This window comes from Acinetobacter sp. SK-43, from assembly GCF_015351505.1.
GTDB classification, from domain to species: domain Bacteria; phylum Pseudomonadota; class Gammaproteobacteria; order Pseudomonadales; family Moraxellaceae; genus Acinetobacter; species Acinetobacter junii.
Genome location: NZ_JADKPY010000048.1, coordinates 12281 through 30548, shown reverse-complemented (window position 1 = coordinate 30548; position 18268 = coordinate 12281). Strand labels below are relative to the sequence as shown.

Genomic DNA, 18268 nt, shown 5'->3' with positions numbered 1-18268 from the left:
TAGTATGAATACTTTGGATACTCCCGCACAAATGGACACAGCTCACAACGACGGTGGTTATATCACCGAATTTAAAGAAAAAAGTGAGTTTGAGCAACGCATTAATACAGCTTGGCGACGTGCTGAACCTGAAGCTGTCGCTGAACTTGCTGAAGCCGCAAATATCTCACCAGATCCCGATCAAAAAATTTATGAACTTGCATTTGATCTAGCGAATAATCTACGTGAACGCAAAAGTTCTGCTGGTAAAGCAGGTATCGTGCAAGGTTTACTTCAGGAGTTCTCACTTTCTTCTCAAGAAGGTGTGGCACTCATGTGTTTAGCAGAAGCATTGCTTCGTATTCCAGATACTGCGACACGTGATCTTTTGATTCGTGACAAAATCAACCAAGGCAACTGGAAAGAGCACGTAGGTCAAAGTAGCCTCATGTTCGTAAACGCTGCTGCTTGGGGTTTGATGTTAACTGGTAAGTTAATGGAAACTCCAAAACAAACAAGTTTATCGAGTGTATTAACGGGCTTATTGGCACGTAGTGGTCGCGGTATTATTCGTAAAGCGGTTGACGTCGCTATGCGTATGATGGGTGAACAGTTTGTTACTGGTGAAACTATTGAAGAAGCACTTGAACATGCTAAGCCACTTGAACATAAAGGTTTCCGTTACTCTTATGACATGTTAGGTGAAGCTGCACTCACAGATCACGATGCTGAACGCTATTACAACGACTATACCCAAGCGATTCATGCGATTGGTAAAGCATCTAATGGTCGTGGCGTCTATGATGGTCCTGGTATTTCTATCAAGCTTTCAGCATTGCATCCTCGTTACCAACGCTCGCAAATCAGTCGTGTTCACCATGAACTTTATAACAAAGTTTTCGAACTCGCATGTTTAGCTAAGCATTATGATATTGGTTTAAACATCGATGCTGAAGAATCGGAACGTTTAGAAATTTCTTTGGAAATGTTAGAGCGTCTATGCTTCGAACCTAAACTTGCAAACTGGAAAGGCATTGGCTTTGTTATCCAAGCCTACCAAAAACGTTGTTTCTTCGTTGTCGATTACATCATTGATCTCGCAAAACGCAGCAACAAACGTCTCATGATTCGCCTAGTGAAAGGTGCGTATTGGGATAGCGAAATCAAAAAAGCTCAAATTGAAGGTATGACTGACTACCCTGTGTTCACACGTAAAGTACATACAGATTTGTCATACATTGCTTGTGCGAAGAAACTTCTAGCTGCACCTGATCAAGTGTATCCGCAATTTGCAACACACAATGCACAGTCACTTGCAACCATCTACAATCTAGCTAATCCAAGCAAATACTATCCTGGTCAATATGAATTCCAATGCTTGCATGGCATGGGTGAACCACTGTATGAACAAGTTGTGGGTTCAAAAGAAGACGGTAAACTTGGTATTCCATGTCGCGTGTATGCGCCAGTTGGTAACCATGAAACCCTATTGGCTTACTTAGTTCGTCGTTTACTTGAAAATGGTGCAAACACTTCATTTGTAAACCGCATTGCAGATAAAACATTGAAAGTAGATGATTTAATTCAATCACCTATCAAAGATATTCAAACTGCTGCAAAAGAAGAAGGTCAACTTGGTTTAAAACATCCTGCTATTCCTCTTCCGCATGATTTATATCCGTTGCGTCCAAACTCAAATGGTTTCGATTTAAACAATGACACACCGCTTGCAGACTTAGATGCTACAGCCCAAAAGCTTCGTAATCACGTGTGGAAAAGCGTGCCATTACTTGGATTTGAATCAACAGTCCATGATCAAAGTAATGCTCTTGCAATTACAAACCCTGCACAAAATAGTGAAATCGTAGGTTATGTAAACGAGGCAACCAGCGCTGATGTACAACTTGCACTAGAAGCAGCAGTACAAGCAGAGCAAAGTTGGGCTGCAACAAATAAAACTGAACGAGCTGCTTGCTTAAAACGCGCTGCGGATTTGATGGAAGCTCGCATCCAAGAATTGATGGTATTACTTTGCCGTGAAAGTGGTAAAACCTATGCCAATGCGATTGCAGAAGTACGTGAAGCAGTAGACTTCTTACGTTACTACGCAACTCAAATTGAAAACTTACCTGCAAATGCACAAGTGAAGCCATTAGGTACAGTTTTGTGTATCAGCCCATGGAACTTCCCTCTTGCGATTTTCTCGGGTCAGATTGCAGCTGCGTTAGTAAGCGGCAACTGTGTGATTGCAAAACCAGCTGAGCAAACTCCATTGATTGCAGCTCAAGCAGTTCAAATGCTTTGGGAAGCTGGTGTACCACGTGGTGCGGTTCAACTTCTACCTGGTCGCGGTGAAACAGTTGGCGCGCAATTGAGCCAAGATGATCGTATCCAAGGCATCATGTTTACAGGTTCTACAGAGGTTGCAAAAATCTTGCAAAAAACTGTGGCAAAACGCTTGTCACCGAATGGTCAACCAATTCCGTTAATCGCGGAAACAGGTGGTCAAAATGCCATGATCGTTGATTCTTCTGCTTTAACCGAACAAGTCGTATTGGATGTAGTAAGTTCTGCATTTGATAGTGCAGGTCAACGTTGTTCTGCTCTTCGTATCTTATGTGTTCAAGAAGATAGTGCTGCAACAGTTGTGAAAATGTTGAAAGGTGCAATGAAACAGTTGATCGTAGGTAATCCTGCTATCTTAAAAACTGATATTGGACCAGTAATTGATACTGAAGCAAAACAAACCATTGATAATCACATTCAAAAGATGAAATCAAAGGGCTACCCTGTTCATCAATTGATGTTTAACGATGCTGTAAGCCAACAAGCACTTCCTCAAGGCACATTTGTTCCACCAACTGCGATCGAATTACCAAACCTTGATGATTTAGAGCGTGAAGTATTTGGTCCTGTATTGCATATCATCACATATAAGTATGGTGAACTTGAGCAATTGATCGATCGCATCAATGCAAAAGGTTACGGCTTAACGATGGGTCTACACACACGTATTGATGAAACGATTAATACTGTCATCCAACGCGCAGAAGTAGGCAACTTATATATCAACCGTAATATCGTTGGTGCAGTTGTTGGCGTGCAACCATTTGGTGGTCAAGGCTTATCTGGTACAGGTCCTAAAGCAGGCGGTCCATTATATATGTATCGTTTGATGGAACATTGTTCTGAAAAAGTCTTAGCAACACCATTTGCTGTTAAATCAGAAGTTTCAACTTTTGAAGCAGTTTCAAATGTTGCTTACCAAAACTTATTAACTTGGGCTAAGCAAAATATGCCTCAAGCAATTCCAACGATTCCTGCATTTGGCGTTGGTAAATTCTATGAGTTGCAAGGTCCTACTGGTGAAAGTAACCAATACATTATCTTACCTCGTCATCGTGTGCTTTCTATCGCAAATGATGAAGCGAGCCAGTTACAGCAGTTACTAGCGATTTTCGCAGTAAGCAGTACTGCTGCTGTTACTAAAGATAATGCTTTCTTGGCTAAGCATCAGAAATCTTTACCAAAAGATGTGTTAGCAGCAATTAAAGTGATTTCAGACATCGAAAAAGATGCTTTTGATGCTGTTTTACATCATGGTTCAGTTGAACAATTAACTGAACTGCAAACGAAAATTGCGAACCGTTCTGGAGCAATCGTGGGCATTACTCATCTCAAGACATATGAGCAAATTCCTCTAGAACGTCTAGTCATTGAACGAGCTATAAGTGTAAATACCGCTGCTGCCGGCGGTAATGCGAGTTTAATGACTTTATCTGAAGACTAATTTAAGTCTTCAAATCTCCCTGCCCGAACCATGTTCTACATGGTTCGGGTTTTTATTTTCTAATTTTAAGACAAATGGTTTTTACAAAAATTTCCACACCATCATGTAATGAAACCAATTCGTTTAAATCAGGGATAATCATAATTTCCCTGCACCTTTTACTGCTTTTTTTGATACCATTCCCCTTTAGTTTTTACCTACAGTTTTCTTTTTTATGACCGTATCTTACCAACAGCAACTTCAAGAGAAAGTTGAACGAATCACCGCACAATTTGCACCGTTCAATCCCCCTGCTTTAGAAGTATTTCAATCACCTGAGCAACATTTTCGTATGCGTGCAGAATTCCGTATTTGGCACACTGAAGATGATTTGTTTTATGCCATGTTTGAACGTGCTGAAGATGGTAAGCAAAAAGCTGTTATTCGTATCGATGATTTCCCGATTGCTGATAGCAGTATCAATAATTTAATGCCACGACTACTAGAAGAATTAAAAGCAACTCCGATTCTTTCGCAACGTATTTTTGAAGCAGATTTCCTATCCACTTTAAGTGGCGAAATGTTGGTAACGCTGATTTACCATCGCCGTTTGGATGCAGAATGGGAAAGTGCAGCAAAAGCACTTGCTGATAAATTAAATATTAAAATTATGGGACGTAGCCGCGGTCAAAAGGTCATTATTGGAGATGATTACGTTGTTGAACAACTTAATGTTCATGGACGTACTTTCAAATACAAACAAATTGAAAGCAGCTTTACCCAGCCTAATGCTCAAGTCTGCCAACATATGCTTGAATGGGCTTGTGATGCTGCGGAAGGTGCTCAAAAAGATTTACTAGAACTGTATTGCGGTAATGGTAACTTTACTCTACCACTGTCTCTGAAATTTAAACGCGTTCTTGCAACTGAACTTGCTAAATCATCAGTTCATGCAGCGCAATGGAATATTGAACAGAATCAAATTGATAATATTCAAGTAGCACGTTTATCAGCTGAAGAATTTACCCAAGCCTATCAAGGTGAACGTACATTTAGACGTTTATTAGAAGCTGAAATTGATATTCAAAGCTATGACTTTGACACTGTATTTGTTGATCCACCACGCGCAGGCATTGATGACGAAACGCTCAAGCTGTTACAAGGTTTTGAACATGTTATCTACATATCTTGCAACCCAGACACGCTACACGATAACTTAAAAATATTGACACAAACACACCGCATTCAGAAGTTTGCTATGTTTGATCAATTCCCTTTTACACATCATGTTGAGTCTGGTGTATTACTTGAAAAAATTTAAACAAACTATTTCAATGTAAGCATTTTTAATAGAGAGTTTTTATAACTCTCTATTTTTTATTTGAGTTTTTTATAAAAAACTTTGAAATATCAACGGTCAAGTCATTAAGTTGTCATAATTTCGTTAATAACATTAAAAATCATCGAAAAAATTGAAGTTCAACTGCTGCTTTTATCACTTATGCTGACTTGTATTTTATTTTAAAGTGACTATATTTCGATCTATGTTAGGTTGTATATGAAGGCTCTATGAGTTTTTGGCAAAAATTGTTGAATGCTGATCAACAATATAACGAACACAAGAATCAAACCTCATGTGTTGAAAATGATTGCTCTTGCAAATCAAATGAACAACTTCTTGATGCTTTAGTAAAAGCTACAGATGAAGATGTGATCAAAGGCATCAAAAAAGTCCTGATTTCTCGTGGTTATAGTCGTAAAGAATTACTTGCGATGATCAACCCACCAATCCAATAAAAATAATACCCTAATCTTTTCTGAACGAGAGGATTAGGGTTCTATAACTTACAATTGATCTGATGTGTTAATCCAAAGATTGGTCCTAAATTATATTTTCTATCATTACGTTGAATGTCTTTTAAATACAAGCTAGAAATCGATCCATCTAAATACAAAGCTTCATCTACTCTCAACTGCTGTTTAAAGAACTTTGCAAACTGATAAAAATTTATACGCTGTTCTGAAATCACGAAATATAAATGATCATCCCGTACCCCAACACCATTACGAATTTTTAAAGAATTTGAATCCTTTATAAATTGAGAATTTATTAGTCCTTTATGCACCAACATTGGTCCTGATTGTGTCGCGAAATTTGCTGTAAAGTTTGCTCTCTTATAGTCTGCTGTTGAATGAATGACAGCACCATGATCATTCCACGCTACTACACCATTTGGTTGCATAAAAAAATTACCAAAACCAGTTGATTCATTTAATTCAGAAAGCTTTTTCTTTTTTTCTATATACAACCCCACAGGCTCAAAGTTGGGATGATACATCCCAGCATTCATCGCAAAACGTAATTCTTTACATGCAGCTAAGTCGCTTTGAATATTCGAAAACTTTTGATAGAAATCACCTGTTCGAGGATTTTTTAAAAATAATTGCAAATCCTTTAAGTCATCGACCTTTATCACTTCAAATTGAACATCCTCGAATTTCATACTTTGATATTCAAATGCAAAAACTGTGGTAGCTTGAAATACCATACTTGATAGTAATAGACATCGATTCAACAACAATTTCAAATTCCTCACCATCACAAAAGTACCTACGCTAGAATATAACCTCGATTTAAATGCAAGATACAAACTCAACACATATTCACATGATTGATTGATGAAATATGCTCGATAGATTCATCTTTTTTCACTAAAATAGCTAGGTAAAATGCAATATTCTTGAATAGGCATGCAGCAGAAACATCAACGTTTTTATCTTGGCGCTCATCTCATCGTCAAACACTTTGGTTATAGCCATCATGGCATCTATGCAGGTCGTGGAAGAGTTATTCACTACTCAGGCTTTGCACATATTTTCAGAAAACATCCTATTGAAATAACGACACTAGAACGTTTTGCTCGTGATAAGCCTATTCATATTCGTTATTATGAATCACCGAAATATAAAGCTAAGGCAGTTGTACGTCGCATGCGATCACGTATGCATGAAAATCACTACCATTTGATTATCAATAATTGTGAACACCTTTGCACATGGGCGATTACAGGTATTGAATCCAGTACGCAAGTTGAAAGGATGCAACGGCGTATTGCTACGATTGGTTATGTTAGCTCTTTAATGAGTTATATGAATAGCCTGATGCTTACAATTGCTACAGCCTGCTTTGCGATCGTTTTATACATAAAAATCATGATTCGCCGTCAAGCGAAAAAATCTCTTCCCGCATACTTACTTTTAAAAGAAAAGCATGCAAAAAAGTAATATAGATTTTCAATAAGTTACTAATCTAAAAGTAACTCTTCGCAATCCAATCTACTGTTGTCTTTGCCAAATTGCATACAAATCTGAGCAGTGATTCGATTTTAATTGAGTAAACTCTAAACCCTCTTGAAATTGAGGTTCAACTCTCAATAATTCGGCAATTTTCGCAGTTGATAAACCAAATGGTTCAGCATCTGTATTGGAAAATGCAAAAAATACTTTTGAAATTCCAGCCATTCTTATTGCAGCTAGACACATTGGACAAGGTTGCCCACTTGCATAAACCGTACAATCTTCTAAATTTGGAGTAGATAATAAACGACCTGCTTCTCGTAATGCGAGCAGTTCAGCATGTGCTGTCGGATCATTCGTCAACTTAATCTGATTTACACCTGTTGAAATGATCTCATTATTTTTTACAACCAAAGCAGCAAATGGTCGACCGCCTCGTTTTACATTTTCTAGTGCTAAATCGACGGCCTGCTGTATGAATTTCTGATTATCCATCCTATCCTTCCTTGAAAATAATATTTGTGCTGTGCATTCAAATATTGGAAATACATCGATACTTGCATCTTAAGTTAATCTTAAAAATAAGGCTATACACCTTAACTCTCGCATCCAAAACACAGTATATTTCACATAATATTTTACTTTTTATATCACAAGCTATATATTGATTAGCAAATTTCATATCCAATCTACATTGAGGATTTTATGTTGGAGATAGCAGTAATCTGATAACCATATTTCAATGAAAATTTGAAATGGGTTATCAACGCGAATTTTCAGGCTTCATGCCTATCTTTGCTTTTGATTACTTAATATCTGGATTCCAACATGAACCTATCCAAGTCTGAACAAAGGACTTTACACGTCTTAGCAAAAGGCGGAAAAATCGTAAAACTCAAAAATGAATCAGGACAACTCATTGCTGTAGAATGTTATAGCCGTGAAGGTTTTGTATTATCTGATTGCACACTCGATGTTTTTCGAAAACTTAAGAAGAAAAGATTGATCAAATCACAGGAAGGTCAACCCTATCAAATCAATTTGAATGGGCTTAGAAACGTACGGCCTCAACTCGATAATCAATAAACATCCTTAATCATCATCTGATGAAGCAATAACATGATTTTGCTTCATCAGTGATTTAAAAAAATACTAGGTAACTAAAATGAACATTCGAATCCGTAATGAACAGAACACTGACATCCAAGCCATTTTTGATTTAACACAATCAGCATTCTCACATGTTGAATATTCAAGCCACACTGAACAATTCATTGTAAATGCGCTGAGAGAAAATAATCAGTTAACCCTTTCTTTAATCGCTGAAATTAACAATCAAGTTGTTGGGCATATTGCCTTTTCACCAGTCTCTATTTCAGATCGTACGACAGATTGGTATGGTTTAGGCCCAATTTCAGTTCTACCTGAATATCAATCAAATGGTATAGGCTCTCAACTTATCAAAGAAGGTTTGAATAAGATCAAGGCACTAAATGCAAAAGGATGCGTATTACTCGGTGATCCTAATTATTATGGAAAATTTGGCTTTAAGGCTGATGCTAGATTGATCTTAGAAAATGTTCCAGCAGACTATTTTCAAATTCTTGCTTTTACCGATCACATACCAAGTGGTTATGTGACTTATTCAGAAGCATTTAATGCTACCGCATAGTCATTTTCTCTAGATAATGAGCAAATAAAAAAGCTCACGGCTATTGAGCGTGAGCTTTTTTGAAGTTTGAGTACTTCGATATTACTTAGCAGCAGTTGCTTCAGTTGTAATATTTACAGTGATCTTATCCCCTACATTCGGAACATAGTTTCCGATACCAAATGCAGAACGATCAAATGAAGTCGTTGCATTAAATCCAATTGCAGGTACTTTAGCCATTGGATGCTCACCTTGTTTATTCAGCACAGCATCTAAAACCACAGGCTTTGTCACACCTTTAACGGTTAAGTTACCCGTAATTTTGAAATGTTTCTTGTCTTTAGTTTCTACTTTAGTACTTTTAAAAGTGATATTCGGATATTTAGCTGCGTTAAACCAAGCTTCTTCTTGGAACTCTTTATCCAAAGCAGGAACATTTGTATTCACACTGCTGATTGGAATAATCACATCTACAGAAGAGTTTGATGGTTTAGCATTATCAACTTTAATCACACCTTGAATATCAGTGAAATTCGCGCTCGGAGTTGAAAAACCAAAGTGATTCCAGCTAAACACTGTTGCTGTATGTGTTGGATCAATTTTATAGTCTACTGGTGCAGCTAAAGTTACAGAACTTGCGATGGCAACGGCTAAACCTAAGCTTAATGTTTTAAATTGCATTTTTCGTATCCTTGTTTGATATAGTGATTAGTGTATACATCAAGTATTTTTAATCATTATTCTTTATAAAACGATATGTTTCATCAGTGCAACAATAAAAGGGTTACAGCGCATATTAAACTCAATATGATTATACAGATTCGATACTAGACAATTGGATAGTTCATTCGTATTCTCGATTGATCTATGATTTTTTTAATTTAAAAAGATTCACAACAAGGTAAATCATGACTTATTCTACCCAAGCACTCAGCACATCAACTCCCTATCGCGTTACACTGACGAACTCTTCTGGGCACACTTGGTATTCTGATGAACCTGCAGATAAAGGCGGTCAAGATACTGCACCAAATCCAATACAATTATTATTATCTGCTCTGGGCGCGTGTACGACGATCACCTTAGAAATGTACGCCAATCACAAAGGAATTAAACTTGAACACGTTCAAGTAGATCTTTCATTGAATCCAAATGGTCAACCAGAGTCTGGTCAAAATAACATTGAGCGTAAGATCATGCTTAAAGGTGAATTTACCGAAGATCAGCACAAACGCTTGTTAAAGGTAGCAGAAAGCTGCCCTGTTCATAAATTATTGACTTCTAATATTTCGATTCAAACTGAACTTAGCATTTAATTTCAATCACAAAAAAAGCGCCCTAATCAGGACGCTTTTTAACTCTTAATTCAATTAAGCAGTCAATTCTTTAACAGCAGCGACAACTGCTTCCGTCGTGATACCAAAGAATTGGAACAAATCTTTCGCTGGTGCAGATTCGCCATAAGTGGTCATACCAATCACTTTGCCATCTAAACCAACAAATTTCCACCAGTAATCCACATGGGCAGCTTCAACCGCTACACGTGCACGGATATGCGCAGGCAGTACCGCTTCACGATACGCCGCATCTTGCTTCATAAACTCTTCAGCACATGGCATAGATACAACACGCACACCTTCAAGCTGTGCATATGCTTCCATCGCCAATGAAACTTCTGAACCAGTCGCAATGATGATTGCTTTCAACTCGCCTTTTTCTTCAGCAAGCACATAACCACCTTTTGCAACGTTTTGAATTTGAGCTTCATTACGTGCTTGGAATGGCAAGTTTTGACGAGAGAAGATTAATGCTGTTGGACCTTCTTTACGCTGAAGAGCAGATTTCCAAGAAACAGCCGCTTCAACCGTATCACATGGACGCCATGTATTTAAATTAGGCGTACCACGTAATGATGCAATTTGCTCAATTGGCTGATGTGTTGGACCATCTTCACCTAAACCGATTGAATCATGTGTATATATATGAATCACGCGTTGTTTCATTAATGCAGACATACGTACCGCATTACGCGCATACTCCATAAACATTAAGAATGTTGCAACGTAAGGAACAAAACCACCGTGTAAAGCTACACCGTTTGCAATTGCGGTCATACCGAATTCACGAACGCCGTAATAAACGTAGTTACCCGCAGGATTATCTTGTAAGCCTTGGCAACCTTTCCAAAGTGTTAAGTTAGAACCAGCCAAGTCAGCCGAACCACCTAATAATTCAGGCAGTAATGGACCAAACGCTTGTAACGTATTTTGGCTTGCTTTACGAGTTGCAATTGTTTCAGCTTTTGCATTTGTTTCAGCAATGAATGCATCGGCTTGTGCAGCAAATTCTGCAGGTAAGTCACCGTTGATGCGACGTAACAATTCAGCTGCTTCAGTTGGATATTTTGCTTGGTATTGTGCAAACAATTCATTCCAAGCGGCTTCAGAAGTTTGACCCTTAGCTTTTGCATCCCAAGCTGCATATACATCTTCTGGAATAACAAACGCTTCTTCTTTCCAACCTAATGCTTCACGTGTTAAAGCGATTTCATCTTTACCAAGTGGCGCGCCGTGGCAGTCTTCTTTACCTTGTTTATTCGGAGAACCTAAACCAATAATCGTTTTACAGATAATGATCGTTGGTTTATTGCTTTCAGCTTTCGCTTCAACAGTTGCTTGACGAATCGCATCAGCGTCATGCCCGTCTACACGAAGCACTTGCCAGCCATAAGCTTTGAAACGTTGCTCAGTATCATCACTAAACCAACCTTCCACTTCACCATCAATTGAAATCCCGTTGTCATCGTAGTAAGCAATCAACTTACCAAGACCTAAAGTACCTGCAAGTGAACATACTTCGTGCGAAATACCTTCCATCAAGCAGCCATCACCAAGGAAACAGTAAGTGAAGTGATCAACAACATTTAAACCGTCTTTGTTGAACTGAGCAGCTAACGTTTTTTCAGCTAAAGCAAAACCTACTGCATTCGCAATACCCTGACCTAATGGGCCAGTTGTTGTTTCAATACCTGGTGCATAACCATATTCAGGATGACCAGGAGTTTTAGAGTGTAATTGGCGGAATTGCTTTAAATCTTCAATAGACAAATCATAACCAGTCAAATGCAATAATGCATATTGCAACATTGAGCCATGACCATTAGACAATACAAAACGGTCACGGTTCGCCCATTGTGGGTTTGTTGGGTTATGATTTAAAAATTCGCGCCAAACTACGTCAGCGATATCTGCCATCCCCATTGGAGCACCAGGATGCCCTGAGTTTGCTTGTTGCACAGCATCCATAGCCAAGACACGAATTGCATTTGCAATACGACGTTCATTTAAAGGGGTTGTCATAAGTCAGAATCCGATTAAATCAATAAGATGAGAGAAGATGAGAAATCATCTTTCAAAAACTGCGACTATTGTCTTAAAAAAACAAGATGGGGTAAAGTGCAATACACGATATTTCTTATATTTTGATCATTCAAATACAATTCTTTATGTAAATGTTCACCGTGTAAACAACATGTAAAATACAATCATTCAAATATGAAAATTTACAATTCAGAAAAACTTTATTAATTAAAGCATTAATATTAGTTTTACTTATACACATATCAATAAAAACATGATGAAAATGAAATAATTTCATGCTTTTTAGTCAGCTTGTGCTAGTCCTATACGCCAAGTCGATGTAACATACTCTGTCTTTTTGAAAATAACCATGATAGGACGTTCATGCGCGAGTATGCTGTTTTTACTTCAGAATCTGTAAGCGAAGGTCATCCAGACAAAATGGCTGACCAAATTAGTGATGCTATTTTAGATGCAATCCTAAAAGAAGACCCGTATGCGCGTGTCGCTTGTGAAACATTAGTAAAAACAGGCGCTGTTGTTCTTGCTGGTGAAATTACGACTACAGCAAACGTGGACTTTGAAGCGATTGTACGTCAAACAGTTAACGGAATCGGTTATCATCATTCTGATTTAGGTTTTGATGGCTCTACATGTGCTGTCATCAACATGATTGGTAAGCAGTCACCTGAGATTGCTCAAGGTGTTGACCGTCAAAAACCAGAAGATCAAGGTGCTGGCGACCAAGGCTTGATGTTCGGTTACGCAAGCCGTGAGACAGATGTTCTTATGCCTGCGCCTATTTCATACGCTCATCGCCTCATGGAACGTCAAGCAGAATTACGTCGTTCAGGTGCTTTACCTTGGTTACGTCCAGATGCAAAAAGCCAAGTTACATTTGCTTATGAAAATGGTATGCCAGTTCGTTTAGATGCAGTTGTATTATCAACTCAGCACGATCCTGAAATCACCCAAGCTCAGTTAAAAGAAGCAATTATCGAAGAAATTATTAAACCAATTATTCCTGCTGAAATGTTTCATGCTGAAACCAAGTTCCACATCAATCCTACAGGTATGTTTGTGATTGGTGGTCCTGTAGGTGACTGTGGTTTAACTGGTCGTAAAATTATTGTTGATACATACGGTGGGATGGCCCGTCATGGTGGTGGTGCTTTCTCTGGCAAAGACCCATCAAAAGTAGACCGCTCTGCAGCTTATGCTGGACGTTATGTCGCGAAAAATATCGTTGCTGCAGGTCTTGCTGACAAATGTGAAATCCAAGTCAGTTATGCAATTGGTGTTGCAGAACCTACTTCTATTTCAATTAATACATTTAATACAGGCAAAGTATCAGATGAGCTTATTGTTCAGCTAGTACGTGAACATTTTGACTTACGTCCGTATGGTATTACGCGTATGTTGAATCTAATTCAACCGATGTATAAACAAACTGCAGCATATGGTCACTTCGGTCGCGAAGGTTCTGACACTGCATTTACATGGGAAAAGACAGATAAAGTTCAGATCCTTAAGGATGCTGCTGGACTTTAAACCCACACATAAAAAAGCTCGCATGATGCGAGCTTTTTTTATTCCCCAACTTTTAATTTCCCGAATTCATATTGTCTTGCTTTAAAACTTCAAAAATAGATGTATTTTGAACAGGCTGTTCTTCTTGATGATGTTGCGAATACATATGCGCAAGCTTCACAATAACAACTACAGCCAAACATGCTGCCACACAAAACATCCAAAGCCCATACGGACTCCTAATGTGTTGCGAACCGCAATGTGGACACTCTTTATCAGTTGAAGCAACAACCTTGTCACAGCATGCACAATGATATTGATATAACATCATTTTTCCTCCCGATTGTTATTTTTTATTTTCTTTTTACAACAATTTTTACCGTCGCACTTTTATCCTATGAGAAATAAATCAAGATTTCAATCTTGATTTATGACCTTACCAGCTCATTTAACAAAAATAATATGTCATTTTTATGAAATCATTACAATCGAGGTAAATTCAGTAATTAGGTATTATTTTGATCTTTCACATAATTTTGCTAAAATATTTGGCTATGATCAAAGAGTAAATATCATGACTCAATTAATTAATAAAGGTGGATTTCGCGAACGAGCAAATCGCAGTAGAAAATACAAACAATCAGAAAATGAAGTTACGACATTAACTCCAACACAATATAAAAAGAGTGCTGAAACACAAAACCTATCTGAAAATTTAGAACAAAGCACAGATACAGATACAAGCAAACAAAAATAAAAAAGCACGCTTTAGAAGAGCGTGCTTTTTTTAAAAAATTACAACTTAGTTTACATCTTTAAATTCGATTTTCTTTTGATCTGATTTCACTTCTCTCGCTTCACCATCAATAATGGTTGAATCGCGGTATTGACCACCGCCCTGTTGATTTTGCATTTCTTGCATTTGGCGCATCAAATCAGCAAAAGGATTTTGTCCAGCAGCTCCGCCGCCTCCCATACCACCCATCATTTGATCCATCATCGCTTGCTGACGTTTGGCCATTGTTTTCATCAAAGCATTACGAAAAGCTGTTTGTACAGAAGGAATCAACACCAATAAAGCAAGTACATCAGAAATTAATCCTGGAATCATTAAAAAGAAACCAGACATTGCTAATGCAAGTTTCTTAGTAACAGCAGGATCTGCGCCTAATTGCCCTGTCATTTGCATCTGCTGCAATTGAGGCATGATATTAGCAGTGCTAGAGCGAACAAGGTTTAAACCAATAAAGAAAGCAAGCACAAACCAGAAGAAGACATACCACATACTTCCAACGAGGTCACCCACGCCAATCCATACTAAAACCTCAGCAATAGTACCTAAAACCACGATAAGAAGTAGATTCATCTCAAATCTCAAAAAATAAAAAACTTGTGTCAGCTCAATTGATCATTCTTATATATTAATCAATACGAACTCAATAAATTAAGATATGGGTACAATTTCGAATTTATCAAGTTTTGCGGCTTACCCTATTTTCAGAAACACTCTCATCTGAAGACATTCAAGATGAGAGCTTATAATTTTTATAAATGTTAGCCACAGCTCGCATTTAAGATTTTCTTAGAGCTTGGGTCTATCGTAACAGTAACTCGATTTTCACGATAATCCATTGTTACGGGCTGATTTGGTGCAACTGTGCGAACAATTTCTGATTGAGTTTTTTGTTTAATTTGTTGATCACTTAACCCAGACTGACCAATTAATTTTTGAGCCTCTTCCGCATCGCATTTAGGTTGATTTGCTCTAAAAAGCTCCCACTCTTCTACAACTTTACCATTCGGTAATTTACAGTATCCGACCTGACCATTCGCTTCATTTCTAATTTCTAATTGCCCGCCTTGCTCTATACAATATTGGCTGGCTGGATTAGGCATACCAATTTTAGGAGGAGACACATCTTTATTTGGAGTAGATGAGCATGCTGATATTGAAAGGAATACCGTACTGATGATGAATAACTTTTTCATGAAATTAAATTCTTATGTGTAAAAAATTAAAGATATCAAAAAAATTTAGAAATTATGTCGATGATTTGAAACAGAAAAATAATTTGAATATTTGTAGAATGTTAGCTTAACAATACAACTTATTAAAAAAATATACTTTAGATGTATTTATGATCTATGCCATTCAAAGATCATTCTTATCAGGCTAAAGTTTCTAAATTATCTCTACTGGATAATGATGTATTCAAGCCTAATCGCTCGGTCAACCAAATAATGCGTTTTTATTTTATAAAAAAAAGGCCGAGTATTAATCCACTCATCCATCTCTAGAAGTGCAAGTGTGTAACCAGCAATAGCAGAAAAATCTTTTGTTTCTATGGCATCCATAGGCTTATCCTTTTTTATTAAGCCTATCACATAGCAAACACGGTCAGGAAGATAAAATTTTCCCTCAACAGTCACTTTGATAACGCATAAAAAAACACCCTTAGGTGCTTTTTAATTACAAACTTGTTACTAGCAAGACAACAAAGCTAAATAACAATGTCCCTAATGATCTTTTACACTGCACGTGAACTTCATGTTCAAACCCTTGAGTGTATTGCTCTATGTTATCCATAACCGCATGCTCATCAAATGTACGCTGATCTTTAATCTGCCGAAATAATCGTCGAATTGAAATTAGCAAAAAGTCGTAGAGCATGCAATACTTTTTTAACATTGGGTTTAAACAATTAATTTAGCAGAAGAAGAAATTTGATAGATTTATGGTTTTTTTACCATAAAAAAAGCCCACCAAAGTGAGCTTTTTTCTGCGGTATACTATTAGTTTTGAGCAACTACAGTAATACCAGTTGCTTGTGGGCCTTTTTTGCCTTGAGCAACAGTAAATGACACGCGTTGTCCTTCATGAAGAACTTTGAAACCATTGCTTTGGATTTCGCTAAAATGAGCAAAAACATCTTGTCCAGAATCAGCATGGATAAAACCAAAACCTTTAGTTTCGTTGAACCATTTAACTGTACCAGTCGCAGTGTTAGACATATCTTTAACCTATTTAAAAAATTCGGGATGCTTAGCAGCAAATAACTTGGAGTAATAAAACTTTGAGACTAAAATCTGATAAAACGAGAGGTTTAACTAAACTACGAAATTAAAGATTTGCTGAATCAACAGTGTTATTCTTCTAGTTAAGAACCACTATACACGAGTTTGCTTTTTACAAGCAATAAATATCTGCTTATTTATATAGATAATTTTCAATTATTATTTAGGAAATTAGATTTTTTATATTTAATTATTGAATTATAAGGATTTTATATTGATAAAAAAGCTAAAAAAACAATTATAACTAAGAGAATAATCCAATAAAGCCCAACCTAAAAATGTAACAATATTTCTATGTTAGGCGCAAATATGACTAATTTAGTCGATACAACTGGTTTGGTGATGTATAAAAACTTCTACCATCAAGATTAAATTCAATTTCTTGACCAGATTGTAAAAGGATTTTTTTTCCTACCTCAACCCATTTAAAGCCATTAAGCGTGCTTTGCTGACGTTTGAGGGGAATAATTTGTACATTGATTTCATTGCCATTTGTGGCTGTGGCAATATGCCATTCATTGATAATTTTCAAAACTTAAATACTCATGACTGAGCTCAAGTGACAACTTGGATTTACTACAACACTAGGTAAGGAAACAGAGCATAACTAGGATTTAATAATAATTTTAGCTTTTTAGGTTTATTTCAGCTAACTCGTTACTGTTTAAGAAAACAACAACGTTTTTATAGATCACAGAGCAAAATAAATTGGATGCGGGGGTTGGATTTGAACCAACGACCTTCGGGTTATGAGCCCGACGAGCTACCAGACTGCTCCACCCCGCATCAGCGAGTTAGCTTTATACGCCCTTAGCTAATTTAATGCAAACTTTTTCTCCATAAATCTTTAAAAACTAAAATACTTGCTCATATTTAATACAAAAAAGGAAATTCTTTACGTCATTCAAATAATTCAAACAAATTTTTTAAATCACACTCCTACTAGTCAAAATCTTTTAAATCGACTCTTTAAATGACTGAAATTTTTACCAACAAAAAATTGTACAAGGCAAAAGGCTATATGTAACAATATCAACATTCTTTTATTTTTATAGTGCTGCATGTCACTCATTATTGGTATTGATCCTGGTTCACGCTTAACAGGTTACGGGATTATCGAAAAGGATGGTAATAAGCTACGCTTTGTCGATGCGGGTACCATTCGTACAGAAACACAAGAAATGCCTGTGCGTTTAAAAAGAATTTTCGCAGGTATTGAGCGTATCGTTAAATTTCACGGTCCTACCGAAGCTGCTGTTGAACAAGTATTTATGGCTCAAAATCCTGATTCAGCACTCAAATTAGGGCAAGCTCGTGGCGCTGCGATTGCTGCCTTGGTGAATTTAGACTTACAAGTAGCTGAATACACAGCACGTCAGATTAAACAGTCTGTGGTTGGTTATGGTGCAGCCGAAAAAGAACAAGTGCAAATGATGGTGATGAAATTACTTAATCTTACTATTCAACCACAAGCCGATGCAGCCGATGCTCTAGCTGCTGCAATTTGCCATGCCCACGCTTCGGGAAGTATGAGCAAAATGGCTGTTTTAAATGCATTAGGCGGGATGGCTCGTGGACGCAGTCGTTCGAGTAGTAGAAGACGTTAAG

Annotated in this window: 20 protein-coding genes and 1 tRNA gene; 10 read left to right on the top strand and 11 right to left on the bottom strand. The window is 37.3% G+C overall.

Going from position 1 to position 18268, the window contains the following annotated elements; translation table 11 throughout:
• Window positions 1-4: 4 nt before the first annotated feature.
• The 3 genes from putA (at window position 5) to IRT38_RS10015 (ending at window position 5545) form a co-directional block, all read left to right on the top strand.
• On the top strand, window positions 5-3769 hold the full coding sequence (putA, locus tag IRT38_RS10025; RefSeq protein ID WP_194597599.1) for a trifunctional transcriptional regulator/proline dehydrogenase/L-glutamate gamma-semialdehyde dehydrogenase: 3765 nt from the start codon (window positions 5-7) through the stop codon (window positions 3767-3769).
• Between the two features lie 214 nt (window positions 3770-3983).
• Window positions 3984-5069 carry a tRNA (uridine(54)-C5)-methyltransferase TrmA gene (gene trmA, locus IRT38_RS10020; protein ID WP_194597598.1) on the top strand — a complete coding sequence of 362 codons (1086 nt, stop codon included), beginning with the start codon at window positions 3984-3986 and terminating at the stop codon, window positions 5067-5069.
• A 248-nt stretch (window positions 5070-5317) separates the two neighbouring features.
• Window positions 5318-5545, top strand: a complete 228-nt coding sequence (locus IRT38_RS10015) for a hypothetical protein (RefSeq protein ID WP_004915394.1) — start codon at window positions 5318-5320, stop codon at window positions 5543-5545.
• Between the two features lie 41 nt (window positions 5546-5586).
• On the opposite strand, the gene IRT38_RS10010 is transcribed toward IRT38_RS10015, so the two are convergent.
• Entirely contained in the window at window positions 5587-6348 is a 762-nt protein-coding gene (locus IRT38_RS10010) for a phosphodiester glycosidase family protein (RefSeq protein ID WP_194597597.1), read from the bottom strand.
• Between the two features lie 151 nt (window positions 6349-6499).
• Here IRT38_RS10010 and IRT38_RS10005 point away from each other — a divergent pair, with 151 nt between their 5' ends.
• The gene (locus tag IRT38_RS10005; protein ID WP_194597596.1) at window positions 6500-7033 is read left to right on the top strand and encodes a lecithin retinol acyltransferase family protein; all 534 of its coding nucleotides are present in this window, start codon (window positions 6500-6502) and stop codon (window positions 7031-7033) included.
• Window positions 7034-7084: 51 nt separating this feature from the next.
• Here IRT38_RS10005 and IRT38_RS10000 read toward each other — a convergent pair whose 3' ends face one another.
• On the bottom strand, window positions 7085-7540 hold the full coding sequence (locus IRT38_RS10000; protein ID WP_004961526.1) for a nucleoside deaminase: 456 nt from the start codon (window positions 7538-7540) through the stop codon (window positions 7085-7087).
• A gap of 333 nt (window positions 7541-7873) precedes the next feature.
• Between IRT38_RS10000 and IRT38_RS09995 the strand changes: the two genes are divergently transcribed.
• Together IRT38_RS09995 and IRT38_RS09990 are read left to right on the top strand one after the other, a co-directional pair.
• Complete coding sequence (locus IRT38_RS09995) at window positions 7874-8131, top strand: YjhX family toxin (protein WP_004915387.1); 258 nt, start codon at window positions 7874-7876, stop codon at window positions 8129-8131.
• Between the two features lie 79 nt (window positions 8132-8210).
• Window positions 8211-8717 carry a GNAT family N-acetyltransferase gene (locus IRT38_RS09990; RefSeq protein WP_194597595.1) on the top strand — a complete coding sequence of 169 codons (507 nt, stop codon included), beginning with the start codon at window positions 8211-8213 and terminating at the stop codon, window positions 8715-8717.
• Window positions 8718-8798: 81 nt separating this feature from the next.
• Here the strand turns inward: IRT38_RS09990 and IRT38_RS09985 are convergent, their stop codons facing one another.
• Window positions 8799-9377, bottom strand: coding sequence for a YceI family protein (locus tag IRT38_RS09985; RefSeq protein ID WP_039046957.1), 579 nt, complete (start codon window positions 9375-9377; stop codon window positions 8799-8801).
• A gap of 227 nt (window positions 9378-9604) precedes the next feature.
• Here IRT38_RS09985 and IRT38_RS09980 point away from each other — a divergent pair, with 227 nt between their 5' ends.
• A complete protein-coding gene (locus tag IRT38_RS09980; RefSeq protein WP_039046958.1) occupies window positions 9605-10012 on the top strand; it encodes an OsmC family protein in 408 nt (135 codons plus the stop codon).
• 54 nt (window positions 10013-10066) lie between these two features.
• Here IRT38_RS09980 and tkt read toward each other — a convergent pair whose 3' ends face one another.
• Window positions 10067-12055, bottom strand: a complete 1989-nt coding sequence (tkt, locus tag IRT38_RS09975) for a transketolase (protein WP_194597594.1) — start codon at window positions 12053-12055, stop codon at window positions 10067-10069.
• Between the two features lie 384 nt (window positions 12056-12439).
• Here tkt and metK point away from each other — a divergent pair, with 384 nt between their 5' ends.
• Complete coding sequence (metK, locus tag IRT38_RS09970) at window positions 12440-13606, top strand: methionine adenosyltransferase (protein ID WP_194597593.1); 1167 nt, start codon at window positions 12440-12442, stop codon at window positions 13604-13606.
• A 52-nt stretch (window positions 13607-13658) separates the two neighbouring features.
• On the opposite strand, the gene IRT38_RS09965 is transcribed toward metK, so the two are convergent.
• Window positions 13659-13916 carry a hypothetical protein gene (locus IRT38_RS09965; RefSeq protein WP_004915370.1) on the bottom strand — a complete coding sequence of 86 codons (258 nt, stop codon included), beginning with the start codon at window positions 13914-13916 and terminating at the stop codon, window positions 13659-13661.
• A gap of 243 nt (window positions 13917-14159) precedes the next feature.
• Between IRT38_RS09965 and IRT38_RS09960 the strand changes: the two genes are divergently transcribed.
• A complete protein-coding gene (locus tag IRT38_RS09960; RefSeq protein WP_005402728.1) occupies window positions 14160-14342 on the top strand; it encodes a hypothetical protein in 183 nt (60 codons plus the stop codon).
• Between the two features lie 45 nt (window positions 14343-14387).
• On the opposite strand, the gene IRT38_RS09955 is transcribed toward IRT38_RS09960, so the two are convergent.
• The 6 genes from IRT38_RS09955 to IRT38_RS09930 all read right to left on the bottom strand — a co-directional run bounded on the left by IRT38_RS09955 (window position 14388) and on the right by IRT38_RS09930 (window position 17446).
• A complete protein-coding gene (locus tag IRT38_RS09955; RefSeq protein ID WP_194597592.1) occupies window positions 14388-14951 on the bottom strand; it encodes an FxsA family protein in 564 nt (187 codons plus the stop codon).
• 188 nt (window positions 14952-15139) lie between these two features.
• The gene (locus tag IRT38_RS09950; protein WP_039046962.1) at window positions 15140-15574 is read right to left on the bottom strand and encodes an I78 family peptidase inhibitor; all 435 of its coding nucleotides are present in this window, start codon (window positions 15572-15574) and stop codon (window positions 15140-15142) included.
• A gap of 204 nt (window positions 15575-15778) precedes the next feature.
• On the bottom strand, window positions 15779-15940 hold the full coding sequence (locus IRT38_RS09945; RefSeq protein ID WP_194597591.1) for a hypothetical protein: 162 nt from the start codon (window positions 15938-15940) through the stop codon (window positions 15779-15781).
• 438 nt (window positions 15941-16378) lie between these two features.
• Window positions 16379-16597, bottom strand: coding sequence for a cold-shock protein (locus IRT38_RS09940; RefSeq protein WP_004915353.1), 219 nt, complete (start codon window positions 16595-16597; stop codon window positions 16379-16381).
• A 376-nt stretch (window positions 16598-16973) separates the two neighbouring features.
• Window positions 16974-17192, bottom strand: coding sequence for a hypothetical protein (locus tag IRT38_RS09935; RefSeq protein WP_004961495.1), 219 nt, complete (start codon window positions 17190-17192; stop codon window positions 16974-16976).
• A gap of 177 nt (window positions 17193-17369) precedes the next feature.
• Window positions 17370-17446, bottom strand: a tRNA-Met gene (locus IRT38_RS09930).
• A gap of 275 nt (window positions 17447-17721) precedes the next feature.
• Here IRT38_RS09930 and ruvC point away from each other — a divergent pair.
• Window positions 17722-18267 carry a crossover junction endodeoxyribonuclease RuvC gene (gene ruvC, locus IRT38_RS09925; protein WP_194597590.1) on the top strand — a complete coding sequence of 182 codons (546 nt, stop codon included), beginning with the start codon at window positions 17722-17724 and terminating at the stop codon, window positions 18265-18267.
• The last annotated feature ends 1 nt before the right edge of the window (window position 18268 follow it).